The sequence below is a fragment of the Colwellia sp. C2M11 genome (genome assembly GCF_018860915.1).
Taxonomy (GTDB): domain Bacteria; phylum Pseudomonadota; class Gammaproteobacteria; order Enterobacterales; family Alteromonadaceae; genus Colwellia.
In genome coordinates, this window is record NZ_JAHKQD010000009.1 from 18,117 (window position 1) to 34,513 (window position 16,397).

14 protein-coding genes are annotated in these 16,397 nt (G+C 35.2%); 6 read left to right on the forward strand and 8 right to left on the reverse strand.

Features of this window, described 5'->3' with window-relative positions:
• Nucleotides 1-103: 103 nt before the first annotated feature.
• A complete protein-coding gene (locus tag KO509_RS02045; RefSeq protein WP_215971627.1) occupies nucleotides 104-2,038 on the reverse strand; it encodes a transglycosylase SLT domain-containing protein in 1,935 nt (644 codons plus the stop codon).
• A gap of 170 nt (nucleotides 2,039-2,208) precedes the next feature.
• On the opposite strand from KO509_RS02045, the gene tusA reads away from it, so the two are divergent.
• Nucleotides 2,209-2,454 carry a sulfurtransferase TusA gene (gene tusA, locus KO509_RS02050; protein ID WP_215971628.1) on the forward strand — a complete coding sequence of 82 codons (246 nt, stop codon included), beginning with the start codon at nucleotides 2,209-2,211 and terminating at the stop codon, nucleotides 2,452-2,454.
• A 54-nt stretch (nucleotides 2,455-2,508) separates the two neighbouring features.
• Here tusA and KO509_RS02055 read toward each other — a convergent pair whose 3' ends face one another.
• Complete coding sequence (locus KO509_RS02055; protein WP_215971629.1) at nucleotides 2,509-2,760, reverse strand: DUF465 domain-containing protein; 252 nt, start codon at nucleotides 2,758-2,760, stop codon at nucleotides 2,509-2,511.
• A 208-nt stretch (nucleotides 2,761-2,968) separates the two neighbouring features.
• Here KO509_RS02055 and lepB point away from each other — a divergent pair, with 208 nt between their 5' ends.
• Nucleotides 2,969-3,628, forward strand: a complete 660-nt coding sequence (gene lepB / locus KO509_RS02060) for a signal peptidase I (RefSeq protein ID WP_215971630.1) — start codon at nucleotides 2,969-2,971, stop codon at nucleotides 3,626-3,628.
• A 222-nt stretch (nucleotides 3,629-3,850) separates the two neighbouring features.
• On the opposite strand, the gene glyS is transcribed toward lepB, so the two are convergent.
• The 6 genes from glyS to dnaA all read right to left on the reverse strand — a co-directional run bounded on the left by glyS (nucleotide 3,851) and on the right by dnaA (nucleotide 13,260).
• Nucleotides 3,851-5,914, reverse strand: a complete 2,064-nt coding sequence (gene glyS / locus KO509_RS02065) for a glycine--tRNA ligase subunit beta (RefSeq protein ID WP_215971631.1) — start codon at nucleotides 5,912-5,914, stop codon at nucleotides 3,851-3,853.
• The gene (gene glyQ, locus KO509_RS02070) at nucleotides 5,914-6,846 is read right to left on the reverse strand and encodes a glycine--tRNA ligase subunit alpha (RefSeq protein ID WP_215971632.1); all 933 of its coding nucleotides are present in this window, start codon (nucleotides 6,844-6,846) and stop codon (nucleotides 5,914-5,916) included. The genes glyS and glyQ overlap by 1 nt, the downstream gene beginning before the upstream one ends.
• 183 nt (nucleotides 6,847-7,029) lie before the next feature.
• Entirely contained in the window at nucleotides 7,030-9,474 is a 2,445-nt protein-coding gene (gene gyrB / locus KO509_RS02075) for a DNA topoisomerase (ATP-hydrolyzing) subunit B (protein WP_215971633.1), read from the reverse strand.
• Between the two features lie 9 nt (nucleotides 9,475-9,483).
• Nucleotides 9,484-10,677 (reverse strand): DNA replication/repair protein RecF, encoded by a 1,194-nt coding sequence (recF, locus tag KO509_RS02080; protein WP_215971634.1) that lies wholly within the window; start codon nucleotides 10,675-10,677, stop codon nucleotides 9,484-9,486.
• Between the two features lie 25 nt (nucleotides 10,678-10,702).
• Complete coding sequence (dnaN, locus tag KO509_RS02085; protein WP_215971635.1) at nucleotides 10,703-11,806, reverse strand: DNA polymerase III subunit beta; 1,104 nt, start codon at nucleotides 11,804-11,806, stop codon at nucleotides 10,703-10,705.
• Nucleotides 11,807-11,892: 86 nt separating this feature from the next.
• Complete coding sequence (gene dnaA / locus KO509_RS02090; RefSeq protein WP_215971636.1) at nucleotides 11,893-13,260, reverse strand: chromosomal replication initiator protein DnaA; 1,368 nt, start codon at nucleotides 13,258-13,260, stop codon at nucleotides 11,893-11,895.
• Between the two features lie 577 nt (nucleotides 13,261-13,837).
• On the opposite strand from dnaA, the gene rpmH reads away from it, so the two are divergent.
• From rpmH to yidC, 4 genes are all read left to right on the forward strand, one after another.
• Complete coding sequence (gene rpmH / locus KO509_RS02095) at nucleotides 13,838-13,972, forward strand: 50S ribosomal protein L34 (protein WP_033080930.1); 135 nt, start codon at nucleotides 13,838-13,840, stop codon at nucleotides 13,970-13,972.
• A gap of 84 nt (nucleotides 13,973-14,056) precedes the next feature.
• Nucleotides 14,057-14,392 (forward strand): ribonuclease P protein component, encoded by a 336-nt coding sequence (gene rnpA, locus KO509_RS02100; protein ID WP_252727341.1) that lies wholly within the window; start codon nucleotides 14,057-14,059, stop codon nucleotides 14,390-14,392.
• Nucleotides 14,359-14,607, forward strand: a complete 249-nt coding sequence (gene yidD, locus KO509_RS02105) for a membrane protein insertion efficiency factor YidD (RefSeq protein ID WP_215971638.1) — start codon at nucleotides 14,359-14,361, stop codon at nucleotides 14,605-14,607. Before rnpA ends, yidD begins: the two co-directional genes overlap by 34 nt.
• A gap of 151 nt (nucleotides 14,608-14,758) precedes the next feature.
• Nucleotides 14,759-16,393 (forward strand): membrane protein insertase YidC, encoded by a 1,635-nt coding sequence (yidC, locus tag KO509_RS02110; protein WP_215971639.1) that lies wholly within the window; start codon nucleotides 14,759-14,761, stop codon nucleotides 16,391-16,393.
• Nucleotides 16,394-16,397: the final 4 nt, after the last annotated feature.

Sequence of the window (16,397 nt, forward strand, 5' to 3'; positions counted from 1 at the left end):
TTTTCAAGCTATAACACGACAATAGATCTTCTTTAAATTTGTGCAGCTTATTGTACATTTCGCTAGGTTTAACGCTCTTTTACTTTATTAACAACGAAAGGAGTTAGCCACCTATGGTCATGTTAATCACTTTTTCAAAAAGCTCACTGACTTGTCCTGGTTTATGCTGATATATTTCCTGATAGGCTAAAACACTTTTTACATAGTTACGCGTTTCTTTATAAGGTATGGTTTCAATCCAAATATCAGCAGGAATAGATTTGATGTTATTCACCCAAGTACTTACTCTGTATGGCCCTGCATTATAAGAAGCGGTTGCAAGCAACTGATTACCATTGTTTTTACCCAAAAGAATTTTTAAATATTTGGTGCCTAACTGAATATTGTTTTCAGCATTCAACAAATAACTATTATTGACCCTGCCTTTTTTAAGACTTTTTGCCGTATTAGGCATTAACTGCATTAACCCTTTAGCCCCCACTGGTGAATGAGCATCCTTCATAAAAGAGCTTTCTCTTCTTGCGATTGCAAAAGCCCACGAAGGCGCTATTTTTTCTTCTTTCGCATAAAAATTAATTTCTTTATCAAACGCTTTCGGAAAACGTAAATCAACATCATCTAGGTAGCCAGCATTAACTAAAGTAAAAATTGTTCTATCAAACCATTGGTTTTCATTCGCTATTTTTGCTGCGACTAACTTTTCTCTATTATTTAATTTTTTAAGTAAGTAATTCCATTCTGAACGTGCTTGATGATGACGCCCTAAGGAATGAAACTCAAAAGCGCGCTTAGCAGCAGGATAATTAATTAGCTGTTTCTTTTCTGCTAAAGAAAACTGAAGTGGTTTGTTTTGCAAGTTCACCGGTTTTTTTAAATAACTTGCGGCAAGAAATCCATAATAATGACGTTCATTAGCTAGCTCTTGCAATAAAAGAATGCCTGGTTCATTTGCATTTGTTGCAATTAATGCCCGTGCATACCAATATTTCCACTTCAAATCATTCTTATGTTTTTTAGGTAATTGCGCTAAATCTATAATCAGTTGATCCCAATCATTTTTCTTTAATGCCTGCGATAAGCGTCGCTGCAGAATACTATCACTCAGTACATTAACATCAAGTTTATCAAGCCAAGTTTGTGCTGCACGGTGGTTTTTAGATGATAAGGCTACTGCAAACCTTTCGGTTATTTGCTGCTGTTGATCTTGTGTAAAAGTAAATTTCACCCTTGCCTTATTATAACTACGAATTGCTACATCGGGTGAATGCCATATTAGTCGCTTAAGACCGTATGTTAGTATTTCTACTTCACGTGTTGATTTATTTGGAAAGTTCTTAAACTTACTTGCTATAGAAGGGTCACGTCTAACTTTATGCCATAAGCGTCCTAAATATTGCTGTTTTGGCGGTAGCAACTTAGTTAAATAAGGAATAAGTGTGTGCTTTCCACCATCAGCAGCCAAACCAATACGTTGCCAAATAATATCGTTGGTACGATACCCTGCTTTTTGCCAACGTTCAAATAAAGGATCACACGCCTTATCTTGTGACTTACCAACCACCCACAATTTAGTAACTTTAGGAAGTATCTCACTTTCTGGCACACCTGCCTGTAAACTGAAATCTAACTGATGGCATACTAATTTGGCATTTGAAGTCGGCTTATAATCTTTTAAATACAAAGCACCTTGTTTTTTATTCGCGAGATAAGTTAACCACTTTTTTCGCAAAGGCCAATCAAGAGGTGTACCCTGATACTCTTCTAAAAATGTTGAGATTTCTTGTGCATCTGACAAACTAATTTTATTCATTAAGCGACTTTGATCTAAATAAGGCTGTAATGAATAATAATGAAGTTGGTTATAGAGTAATTGATATTGAGCAGAATCACTTTTACTGACAAGCTTCTCTGCTTTAATAAAGTTTTTTTGCTGTATTTTATCTACTGTTATTTTAAATGGCTCACTCGCCTGTAGGCTAAAGCTATAACTAACTATAGCCAGTGTTAACAATATTTTCGACACTACACGGGTTAGCATTAACTTCTCTTTTCCCAAAACATATCAGATATCTGATGAAAGTATATACCTAAACGGCCTAGACATGCGAGTTGATATATATTTAGTTGGTTGAACTATATACGAGACAGCTCAAATAGAAATGAAGTAGAATAGTAACACTCGATAAATTTAACTACCCAATATCATTTATGCTAAACGAAACATTTAACAAAACAGATCATTCCCTTGATGCTATTGGTCTACGCTGTCCAGAGCCAGTAATGATGGTTCGATTAAAGATAAGAAAAATGGCAAGTAGTGAAACTCTATTAATCACTTGCGATGACCCCTCAACGACACGTGATATACCTAGCTTTTGTCGGTTTATGGAGCATGAGCTTATTGCCAAAAAAGTTGACGAAAAGCCTTACTTATTTGTAATTAAAAAGGGCTAACCTTTATTATTTCAAACAAGTAAGATTAACCCTATTATGACGCTTATTATTTAGCTATGCTGGTAATTCCACTTTTTGAAGCATAACAAACAGTTCGTCTTTTAGTTTTAAACGTACTTTCTTTTTCTTCTCTAAATAGTCATCACTAGTATTCTCTATCCCCTGCTCTATATGACGTATTTCTTGGTCAATTTCATGGTATTCATTAAACAAACGAGTAAAGTGGTTGTCGTTCATTTTTAAATAATGAATTTCCTCATTAAAATCTGGAAATTCGTGATGAAGGTCATGTTTTTCTAACGTCATAATTTTCTCCTACGTTGTTATATTTTAATAATGTACTCTAACTAACACACTACGCTTTTAATTATTTACGTCATTGATCTAACTCAAACTCTAATGATTTTATTTTGTATCACAGCCTTACTAGTAAAGTTGTAAACATATGTGTATTCGCCGAACCTTTTTATTAAAACTATCTCTAACCCAAACTACTACTATGAGGTGAAATATAATGACTTACTTACAAAAATTTCTAAAAGATAACAAACTATTTATACTCTTTGTTTTATTAATGTCCGTATTTAGAAGTGCCGTTGCTGATTGGTACACGGTACCAACAGGCTCAATGCAGCCAACGATTAAAGAGGGCGATAGAATTATTGTTAATAAAATGGCTTATGATTTAAGACTACCTTTTAGCCAACTATCTCTACTATCAACCGGAGAGCCTAAGCGTGGAGAAATAGTTGTGTTTGAATCTAAAACAGCTGATAAACGTTTAATAAAACGTATGGTTGGCTTACCTGGCGATAGAATTTCAATGAAAGAAGAAACGCTTTATATTAATGGTCAAGCTATGCCATATAAAATAACCAAAGAAAACCCTCAGCAACTTGTCGCTATAGAGCAGCTTGGTGCTATTAATCACTCTATTCGTATCGATAAAGAAAGGAGTAATCAACGTAGTACTTTTTCGCCATTAACCGTTCCTGATGGTTATTACTTTGTGTTAGGTGATAACCGTCGTAACAGCGCCGATTCACGAGTTTATGGTTTAGTCCCTCGTCATGAACTTAAAGGTAAAGCTAGTTCAATTGCATTTTCTGTTAACTATGATAATTACTATTTACCAAGAGCAAATCGATTTTTTAAAGACATCTATTCTATTTAACCTGAACTCGGTTTAAGCTGTTTTTAATCAATTGGAATACTTAGGAGTATTGCCTTTACTTTACTCTAGCTTGATAGTTTTTGATTTTAACTCAGAAAAATAGCGGCTAAAGGAATATTTATTAAACCAAGCGCTAGTTATTAAACACAAACTTCACGCACAAAAAAGGGCATATCACTATGCCCTTTTAGTTAATTAACCGAGTTTTCTAACGATACATTGCTACAGTAGTGAAATATCGGCAATAGCAAAGAAACTATTACGAATTTCATTAAGTAATGTTAAGCGGTTAGTTTTAATCGCTTCATCATCGCTCATCACCATTACATTATCAAAGAAAGTATCAATTGGCGCTTTTAATTGTGCTAATTCACTTAAAGCCGCTTGGTAGTTTTTATCCGCCATCAATGGTGCAACTTTTAGACTGATTGCTTGATAAACATCAGCTAAATCACGTTCGGCTTGCTCTGTTGCTAAATCAACATTAAAAGCTTGATAAAGCTCACCATCAAACTTAGCTAAAATATTTCCAACTCGTTTATTTGCAGCAGCTAAGGTCGCAGCTTCTGGTAAGTCACCAAAGAAAGTAACCGCTTTAATGCGTTTATCAAAATCCAATGGTGCACTAGGCTTTTTAGCCAACACTGCTTGAATAACATCAACACTGATCCCTTGCTCTTGATAGAAAGCACGGAAACGACCCATAATGAAATCTAAGACATCATTAGCAGTATTTTCATTAATCAACTTATCACCAAACAACTCGATACTTTTGTTAATAAGCTCTGACAGGTCTAAATTAAGCTGTTTTTCAATAATTATACGAATACTACCAATGGCAGCTCTTCGAAGCGCAAATGGGTCTTTATCACCCTTAGGTGCTTGTTTAATACCAAAGATACCAACTAAGGTATCAATCTTATCACTAATAGCAACAGCACAACCTATATTTGCTTCCGGTAAGCTATCACCAGAAAAACGTGGGCGATATTGATCTTCTAATGCCTGGGCAATATTTTCATTTTCACCATCATGTAAAGCATAGTATTTACCCATAGTGCCCTGCACTTGTGGAAATTCTAATACCATTTCAGACATTAAGTCTGTTTTACTGAGTAAGCCAGCACGGTATGCATCGTCTGCATTTTCATTTAACTGCTGTGCAATAAATTGGCTCAGCTGTGCGATACGTTCTGATTTCGCTTTTAGTGTGCCTAACTGTTTTTGAAACAACACAGACTCAAGACTTGTTAAACGTGACTCTAAACTTTGCTTTTTATCTGTTTTAAAGAAAAACTCAGCATCCGCTAAACGTGGACGAATTACTTTTTCATTACCAAAAATAACTGCTTCAGGATCTTTTGACTCAATATTAGAAACAAAAATAAATTTGTTAACTAATTGACCATTTTTATCTGTAACAGGGAAATACTTTTGATGGTCTTTCATTGAATAAATTAATGGTTCAGCAGGCACATTCAAGAATTCTTTATCAAACGTTCCTACCAATGTTACTGGCCATTCAACTAATGCAGTTACTTCGTTAAGTAAATCTTCATCAATTAATGCTACTGCATCAATATTATTCGCCGCTTGTTTTATTTGCTCAACAATTTTATTTTGTCGCTCTGCAAAGTCTACTTCAACATAAGCTTTAGCAAGTTCCGCTTGATAATCATTTGCATGATTAATGGTAACTAAGCCTTGATGATGAAAACGATGACCTTGTACTTGATTACCTGAAGTAACACCAAGCGCTTCGCCAGCAATTAACTCACTACCAAATAACATCGTTAGTGTATGTACAGGACGAATAAATTGAGTACGCTCTGCGCCCCAACGCATTGGTTTAGCGATAGGTAATTTCTTTAACGCTATATTTACCATGTCAGGAATTAATTCAGTGGTGGCTAAGCCAGTTACTGTTGCAGTATGAAGCAACCATTCACCTTTATCAGTTACCAAGCGTTCAGCTTGTTCAACTGTTATACCGTTTGATTTTGCCCAACCTTGAGCAGCTTTACTAGCATTACCCGCTTCATCAAACGCAACATTCACTGCCGGGCCACGTTTTTCTACTGTTTTATCTTGTTGTTTATCAACTAAATCAAAAACTTGTACAGCCATACGGCGAGGTGTAGCAAACCACTTTATATCGTTATATGCTAAATCATGGCTATCAAGTTGACTTTTTATACTATCAAAAAAAGCTGTTGCTAATGTTTTCAATGCTTTAGGTGGTAACTCTTCAGTACCCAATTCAATAAGGAGTGTTTCAGTAGTCATTATTTATCTCCTTTGTTTGAAGCGTCATTTTGATTATTTTTACATAACGGGAAGCCTAGTTCTTCACGCTTTTGGTAATACGCTTCAGCAACCGCTTTTGATAAAGTACGTACACGTAAAATATAACGTTGACGTTCTGTTACTGATATAGCATGACGTGCATCGAGTAAATTGAAAGCATGAGACGCTTTCATCACTTGCTCGTATGCCGGTAATGGTAAATTAGCTTCAATTAGTTTTTGGCTATCTTTTTCGCATTGATCAAACTGCTTAAATAACGCATCAACATCAGCATGTTCAAAGTTATAAGTAGACTGCTCAACTTCATTTTGGTGGAAAACATCACCGTAATATACAGTACCCATTGGACCATCAGCCCAAACAAGATCATAAATGCTATCGACATTTTGAATGTACATTGCCAGACGTTCTAAGCCATAAGTAATTTCACCTGTAACAGGTGTACACTCTAAGCCGCCGACTTGTTGGAAATAAGTAAATTGAGTGATTTCCATACCGTTAAGCCATATTTCCCAGCCTAAGCCCCATGCACCTAACGTTGGTGACTCCCAGTTATCTTCAACAAAACGAATATCATGAACAAGTGGATCAATACCTAGCTCTTTTAATGAATTCAGGTATAGCTCTTGAATGTTCTTTGGAGAAGGCTTTAACATCACTTGAAATTGATAATAATGTTGCAAGCGATTAGGGTTTTCACCGTAGCGACCATCAGTTGGTCGTCGACATGGCTGAACATAAGCGCTGCTAATAGGCTCTGGCCCTATAGATCGTAGAAAGGTCATTGGGTGGAAGGTACCAGCCCCTACTTCTAAGTCTAACGGTTGTACTATTACACAGCCTTGTCTTGACCAATAATCTTGCAACTGCAAGATTAGACCTTGAAACGTTTTACAATTGAAACTAGTCATGTTTTGTCAAATTCACTCTAAGTTATAAATTTACACGCTATACATTCATCAAAAAACATAACGTGCTGTTTTTAAAATAGAAATGCTCAGTTATGATGACCGAGCATATAATATTTATCGATGAAATTCTAAATTTCATCCCTACTGCCTATGTAAAAATATTATTTACATAGGTCATAACACTTAAAAATCTAAGTTTGAAACTTTTAAGGCATTTTCTTCTATAAACTTCCTACGCGGCTCTACATGATCACCCATTAAGGTATTAAACAGTTGATCTGCTGCAATCGCATCATCAATCGTAACTTGTAACATACGACGTGTTTCAGGATCCATGGTAGTTTCCCACAATTGATCAGGGTTCATCTCACCCAATCCTTTATAACGTTGAATATATTGACCACGTTTAGATTCAGCCATTAACCAACTAAGTGCTTCTTCAAAGGTGTCAACAGGTTTAACCTTCTCACCTCGTTTAACATAAGCACCTTCTTCCATTAAATTATTAATCGCATCGTTTAATGAAATAATCGCTGCAAACTCATTAGACTGAGTAAACTCATAGTTACAACTGTAAACCTTATCAATACCATGCTTACGAACAATAAATTCTGGGTAATAAATATTACGCTCAGTATTGTACTCTACAGTCACGGTATATAGAGAGCCGTTACCATCTTGATCATCAAGTTGAGTAATTAAATCTTTAGCCCATGCATCAACTTTATCTTTATCTGCAAAATCTTCTTTCGCGATATTCGTGCTATATACCATTTTTTCTAGGATATCTGCAGGAATTTGTCTAGAGATACGCTTAATAGTTTCCATGGTAGTACGGAATTGATTAACTAACTGTTCTAGTGCTAAACCAGTAATAGCAGGTGCATCTTCATTAACATGAATAGAAGCACTGTCTAATGCTAAAGTAGTGAGGTATTCTGTTAAACCATCATCATCTTTTATGTAACGCTCTTGCTTACCTTTTTTCACTTTATATAACGGTGGTTGTGCAATAAAGATATGGCCACGTTCCATAATTTCAGGCATTTGACGATAAAAGAATGTTAATAACAATGTACGGATATGCGATCCATCAACATCCGCATCCGTCATAATGATAATACTATGATATCTCAATTTTTCTGGGTTGTACTCATCACGACCAATACCACAGCCTAATGCTGTAATGAGTGTACCAACTTCTTGAGAAGAGATCATTTTATCAAAACGTGCTTTCTCTACGTTTAATATTTTACCTTTCAACGGTAAAATAGCTTGGTTTTTACGGTTACGTCCCTGCTTGGCTGAACCGCCAGCAGAGTCCCCTTCCACAATATATAATTCAGATAGTGCAGGATCTTTTTCCTGACAATCAGCTAACTTACCTGGTAAGCCAGCAATATCTAATGCACCTTTACGTCGAGTCATTTCACGTGCTTTACGCGCAGCTTCACGAGCTCTCGCAGCATCAACAATTTTCATAATAATAGTACGAGCAACAGCAGGTTTTTCTAATAAGTACTCACCTAACTTTTCACCCATTGCTTGTTCAACTGCCGTTTTCACTTCAGAAGAAACTAGTTTATCTTTAGTTTGAGAAGAGAATTTAGGATCTGGTACTTTAACCGAAATTACAGCAGTTAAGCCTTCACGTGCATCATCACCTGAAGCGTTCGTTTCTGTACTACCACCTTTTTTGGTCTTATTAAGACCTTCTTTCACCATATAACTATTCAATGTACGAGTTAATGCTGTACGGAAACCACTTAAATGAGTACCACCATCACGCTGTGGAATATTATTAGTAAAACAGTGAATACTTTCTTGGAAACCATCATTCCATTGCATCGCCACTTCAACAACAATGCCATCGTCACGTGCTAAATCAAAATAGAAAATCTCTTCATTTACAGGTGTCTTGTTTGTATTTAAATAATCAACAAACGCTTGAATACCACCATCAAAATGGAAATGATCTTCTTTACCTTCTTCACGTTCATCAATTAAACGAATTGAGACACCTGAGTTTAAGAATGACAATTCACGAATACGTTTAACTAACAATTCATAATGAAATAAAACGTCTGTAAAAGTATCAGTGCTTGGCCAAAAACGTACCTCGGTACCTGTTTTATCACTTTCTCCAACAACAGCCAGAGGTGCTTGTGGTATGCCTATATGGTAATACTGTTCAAATAATTGCCCATCTCTACGAATATTCAACTTTAGTTTACTACTTAAAGCATTTACTACAGAAATACCAACACCATGAAGTCCACCTGAAACTTTGTAACCTGAGTCATCTCCACCAAACTTACCACCAGCATGTAATACTGTCATGATAACTTCAGCTGCAGAAACCCCCTCTTCAGGATGTAATTCTGTTGGTATACCACGGCCATCATCTTTTACAGAAACAGAACCATCTAAATGAATAGTGACGACAATATCTTTACAATGTCCTGCCAAAGCTTCATCAATTGAGTTATCTAACACCTCAAAAACCATGTGGTGTAAACCAGTACCATCATCAGTGTCACCGATGTACATACCGGGTCTTTTTCGTACTGCATCAAGTCCTTTTAGTACTTTAATACTGGCCGAGTCATATTCATTTTCTACAGTCATAGTTTTAGCCTATTCAATTGCTGTTTCTGTTTTTAAGTCAGAATCGTTTGGAGACATCGCTGATATTTCGCCATGTTTCACGTGAAACACTTTATAATTTTCTATTGTTGTAATTGTTTTTTCATTTTCAGAGCAAACATTATTACAAATACCATCATTAAAGCGCTCAAAAAAAGGAGTTAAAACATCATTGCTAATTGCAGTAATTACCACTTGGCAATCTAATATTTCTAACGCCTTTGATAGCGCTTTACGAGAATTAATATCTAATTCTGCACCAATATCATCTATTAATAAAATTGGTTTTACTCGTTCAACTCTAGCTATTAATTTAGCTTGGGTAAAAGTTAACGCGAGTAAAAACAACTTTTGTTGACCTCTAGATAGTTGAGTCTCTAAAGGCTGTTTATCAAGGAGAAATTTTACATCAAATTTATGAGCACCATATAAACTATATCCATATTTAGCTTCACGTTCTTGATTACTAAAAAGTACTTCTTCTAATTCTCTTTTTTGTGGCCATCCTCGTAAGTATTGTACCGTTACTCTGCTCTTCAAACTTGGCAGTAGCAGTGTTAGCCAACCATCTAATTCATTAATCAAGGTTAAGCTATACTCTTCCCTTACACTAGCAACTTCAGCAGACATTTGACAGAACTGCTCAGTCCAATATGACAGCATAGCGTTAGATGCACTTGAATGATGATTTAATCTAATACAAGCATTTCTTTGTTTTAAAACTCGATTAAAGTTTTTCCATTGCTGTGCAAATGAATGTTTCACGTGAAACATGCCTAAATCGACAAACCTTCTGCGTTCCCTAGGTCCACCAAAAAAAAGTTTAAAGCTCTCTGGCGTAACAATTTGTATTGCAATATTTTTAGCTAACACTGATAAGCGATTCTGAAATTCACCATCAATTTTAATAGTTGTTGAGCCTGTACTAATATCACGACTTAATCCTAGTTGGCGATTATTTCCATCTCTAACACTAACAACAAAGTTAGTTGTCTCGTGACAAGCTAGTGCATCAAGTTTACTTGTTCTAAAAGATTTACCATGTCCTAGAAAAAAAAGTGCCTCTAATAAACTACTTTTTCCGCTACCATTATCCCCAACAAAAAAGTTTAATTGTGAGTGAAAATCAATTGTAGCATCATTTAAGTTACGAAAATTTTTGGTAACTAATTTAATAACACTCATTTAGTTAATTTCAATGGTAAACAAACTATAAGCGCATTGGCATAACAACATAAAGCGCTTCACCAGAATCTGCACCTTCAATAACAACGCTTGAATTAGCATCAGCTAAAGTAAACTTAACTTTTTCATCTTTAATCGCATTTAGTACATCAAGTACATAACTAACATTGAAACCTATTTCGAGTTCATCATATGGAAAATCTATTTCTAACTCTTCTTCTGCTTGCTCTTGCTCTGGGTTATTAGCTGTAATTTTTAATAAAGAATTTAAAAAATTTAAACGAACACCTTTAAATTTTTCATTCGATAAAATAGATGCCCGTGACAATACTTGACGTAATTTTTCTTTATCAGTAACAAATATTTTATCACCATTACGAGGTAAAACTCGACGGTAATCAGGAAAACGTCCATCAACTAATTTACTTGTAAACGAAAATTCTGAATCAATAATACGAATATGATTAGAGCCAAGATAAACTTGCACCGCTTCATCAACAGGAGCAAGCAAACGAATTATTTCTAAAATACCTTTTCGAGGAACAATAACTTGTCTTGCTGGTAGTGTTAAAGATTCATTTGAAATTTTACAAATAGCTAATCGGTGACCGTCTGTAGCAACAGATCTAATTTCATTACCTTCACTTTCGATCGACATACCATTTAAGTAATAACGAACATCTTGGTTAGCCATTGAGAAATGCGTACTTTCAATTAAGCGCAATAATTCTGATTTTAATAATTTAAACTCAACATCGCCCTTCCATTCTTCAATATTTGGAAAGTCATCAGCTGATAATGTTGATAGCGAATAGCGACTTCTGCCTGACGTTAATTTAACGCTATCATTTTCAGCATTAAAACTTATCATTGAGTTTTCAGGTAAACTTTTACAAATATCAAGTAATTTACGTGCAGGTATTGTTATTTTTCCATCTTCACCCTGATTATCTATTTCAGCATGAGCTACCATTTCAAGTTCTAAATCGGTAGCAGTCAAGGTTAACAAATGCCCTTTAACATCAAAAAGAATATTTCCTAAAATGGGTAAAGTACTTTTGCGTTCAACTGCACCAGAAACTAACAATAATGGCTTAAGTAATAATTCTCTATTAAGTGAAAATTTCATTTATCATCCTGCATTTGAGCAAATTTCTTATTATTAAATTTTAGTTGGTAAAATAATTCTATAACACTAGTGGAAAACATTAAATATTAAGACGATAAGGTTCTAATCAAATTAGAATAATCTTCTTTAATATCATGCAGTTCCTCTCTAAGAGACTTCACCTTACGACAAGCATGTAACACTGTAGTATGATCTCTTCCACCAAAAGCATCACCTATTTCTGGCAAGCTATGGTTCGTTAATTCTTTAGATAATGCCATTGCTAGCTGTCTAGGTCTAGCGACAGATCTGTTTCTTCGCTTCGAGAGCAAATCCGCTACTTTAATCTTGTAATATTCAGCCACAGTGCGTTGGATATTATCAATAGTAACAAGCTTATCTTGCAAAGCTAATAAATCTCGTAAAGCTTCTCTAACAAAATCTATAGTAATCGCTCTACCCGTGAAATTTGCATTAGCAATAACACGATTAAGCGCTCCCTCTAATTCACGTACATTTGAACGTAAACGTTTAGCAATGAAAAAAGCAACTTCATCCGCTAAGTTGATATTACTTTCTTGTCCCTTTCTTTTTAAGATAGCGACACGTGTTTCTAATTCTGGCGGTTCAATCGCAATAGTTAAGCCCCAACCGAAACGAGATTTTAATCGATCTTCAACGGCAACTTCTTTAGGGTAACGGTCACTAGTTAAGATAATTTGTTGATTGCCTTCAAGTAGCGCATTAAAAGTATGAAAAAACTCTTCTTGAGTTCTATCTTTACCAGCAAAGAATTGAATATCATCAATTAATAAAGCGTCAACACTACGATAATATTGCTTAAACTTTTCCATGGAATTATTTTGCAACGCTTTTACCATATCTTGCACAAAACGTTCTGAGTGCATATAAGCGATTTTAGCATTGGGATTATTTTGTAAAATGCCATTACCAACTGCATGTAATAAATGCGTTTTACCTAAACCAGTACCACCATAAATAAATAATGGATTATAAGCTGCACCGGGATTATCAGCAACTTGTGAAGCGGCGGCTCTTGCTAACTGGTTCGATTTACCTTCAACAAAGTTATCAAAAGTATATTTAACACGAACATTAGCCTTTTTTGGTAAATTTGTTTCCGCTTCAGCAGTGGGAGCTGATTTACTATTTGGACTAAAATTGGCGCCGGCAGAAGTCGCTGCATTTTTTTGTACAGCAGGACTTAGTGGTTTACTACCCACATCAAAACGTAAAAGGTATGAATCCCCACCATCTGTCATTGTTATTAGTTCATTGATTCTATTAACATATTTATCGCGAACCCAATCTAAAACAAAACGATTAGGTGCATATAGTGTTAATATATTATCCGTAACAACACACTGTAGTGGACGAATCCACATACTAAATTGCTGTGCTGGCAATTCTTCTTGAAGAACAGAAAGGCATCGCTGCCAAAGAGAGTGTTCCAACCAAAACTCCAAAGGAAAATATTTCATCCGCTTGTTGTTATTATCTATTTATTAAAAAAGAAGCATTAGAAAATAAACAATAAGATCGTTACTTAAAAGACAAGAAATTTTACGACTTGAAAAAGTAAAACAAACGAAAGTTTTTTATTATGTACTACCATTATCTCTATACTTATCCACAAGTGCAATATTGACAGACAACTATTCGTAATTATTTTTACAATAAACAGCTAAAGACTAGTTTAATTGGCTTATTAGTAAGGTTTTATATTAAAATTACTCAAAAATGGATTACTTACTTTTATTGCTTATACAAATAAAAAAGCAATGAATCAGTAAAAAAATACCATTTAACATCAAACCTGTGGATATTTTTACCCCGTTCGGTGAATAACATTAAAATGCAAGTCACCACAACAGCTAAGATCCTAACGATCATCAAAGGATCTTTTAATAAATATTCAAGATAAAACATTGACAGTGAGCTGAATTAGATTTAGAATTCGGCCTCTTTTTTTAGACCTGTGTGCTCAAATGGCTTTTTTGTCAGGGCAACAACAACCGACGGATTAGCGTAATGAAAAGAACATTTCAACCTAGCGTATTAAAGCGTAAGCGTAACCACGGATTCCGTGCTCGTATGGCAACTAAAAATGGCCGTGCTGTTATAGCTCGTCGCCGTGCCAAAGGCCGTGCAAGCCTTAGTGCTTAATCTTAATTTTATTTCTAAGTTAGAAACTGAATTAAGATGGTAACCAATAAGGTTACTTATGAATTTAATCGGGAGTCACGTCTGTTGACTCCCGGTCACTTTCAATCTGTGTTTAAAAAACCTATCAGATTTGGCTCTCGCCATTTTACTATACTTATTACCCCTACTAATTTATCTGATGATTCATGTAAAAAAAATCGTCTCGGCTTAGCTATTGCTAAAAAACGTGTGAAACTTGCCGTACAACGAAATCGCATGAAAAGAATTATTAGAGAAAGCTTTCGTTTAAATCAACATGATTTACCTGCTATCGACATGGTAGTTATGGTAAAGTCCGGTATTGATCAACTCGACAATAACGAAATCAACCAAGAATTAGAAAAAATATGGCGAAAAATAATTCAGCGCCACAAAAACTAGCAATAGCTTGTATAAAAGGCTATCAGCGTTTTATTAGTCCATTATTGGGCTCTAATTGTCGATTTCAACCAACCTGCTCTACTTATGCAAACCAGGCTATAGAACGCTTTGGTGTAATAAAAGGATGTTGGTTAGCAAGCAAACGAATATTAAAATGTCACCCGTTGAATGAAGGTGGTGAAGATCCAGTTCCCCCCTTAAAAAAAGAAAAATAATATTCCTGCCTTAAAAAGCAGAACAAATTATATACGCTAATACTAAAAGAGTGTTGGTTTGCAGTTAAACCTAGTCTAAAATGCCTTGCTATAAATTACATGCGGGAGGATATAACCTCGTGCCAACCCAAAAACAAGAGAATTAAATCTTATGGAATCTCAACGCAGTCTGCTTTTTATTGCGCTTATGGTTGTTACTTACTTACTTTTTAGTCAGTGGCAAGCAGAAAATTCACCAGCAGTTGAACAACCAACTATTAGTCAAAATGCGAATAATGAACTTGCTGCAGATGCAGAATTTGTTCCTGAATCAACTGACTCATCAGCACCAATGACAAGAGATACAGCTTCAAATGCAAAATTAATTAGTATCGCTACAGATACCTTGCTAGTAAAAATTAATACGCAAGGTGGTGATATTGTTGATGCGAAGCTACTCGATTTTAATACCGAACAAGGTAATAATATTCCATACACCGTAATGCAAAACGGTAATCAAAAATATGTTGCACAATCGGGCTTAACGGGTGCTAACGGCGTAGATAGAGTTATTAAAGGCCGACCTATTTATAGTACGGTTCAAAGTAACTATGAATTAGTTGGTGACAATTTAACTGTAGATCTAACTTTTCAAGATAACAATGGTCTAAGCGTAACAAAACGCTTTTCATTTGTTGCTGGCAGTTACAGTATTGGTGTTGAATACATAATTAATAACAGCACAGCTAACAGTGTTTCAGTTCAAATGTACGGTCAACTTAAACAATCTACATTAAAAGACACTTCATCAGGTATGTTACCTACTTATCGTGGCGCTGCATTCTCTACAAGTGAAGATCGCTATGAAAAATATGATTTTGATGATATTGCAGAAACAAACTTAAATAAAACAACACCTGGTGGTTGGGTTGCAATGCTAGAGCATTACTTTGTTTCAGCTTGGGTACCAAATGCTGAAGATAACAACCAACTGTATACTAACTACAGCAACAACCAGGAAGCTGTTATTGGTTTTAAAGCACCGCCAGTAACAATAGATGCAGGCCAACAAGGCAATACCTCAGCTATTTTTTATGTTGGTCCTAAAGATCAAGCGGTACTAGAGAAAATTGCACCTAACTTAGATTTAACCATTGATTACGGTTTTTTATGGATGATTAGTCAACCATTATTCTGGTTACTATTAACAATTCAAAGCTTTGTAACAAACTGGGGTGTAGCAATTATTATCATCACTTTAATTGTTAAAGGTGGTATGTATCCGTTAACAAAAGCGCAATATACCTCAATGGCTAAAATGCGTGAATTAGCGCCGAAAATGGCACAGCTTAAAGAACGTTTTGGTGATGACAGACAAAAAATGTCTCAAGCTACCATGGAAATGTATCGTAAAGAGAAAGTAAACCCTGCTGGCGGTTGTTTACCATTATTACTACAAATGCCTATTTTCCTTGCGCTTTACTGGGTATTTTTAGAAAGTGTTGAATTACGACATGCACCGTTTGTTTTTTGGATTCAAGATTTGTCAGCAATGGACCCATACTATGTATTGCCAGTATTAATGGGTATTAGTATGTTTGTAATGCAAAAAATGCAACCAATGACTATTCAAGATCCAATGCAACAGAAAATAATGCAATACATGCCTGTTGTTTTCTCAATATTTATGGCTTGGTTCCCATCAGGATTAGTACTTTACTGGTTCGTAAGTAACATGATTTCAATTGCCCAAATGAAAGTCATTTTCAGCGGCATTGAGAAGAAGAAATTAGAAAAAGCAAGTTAACACT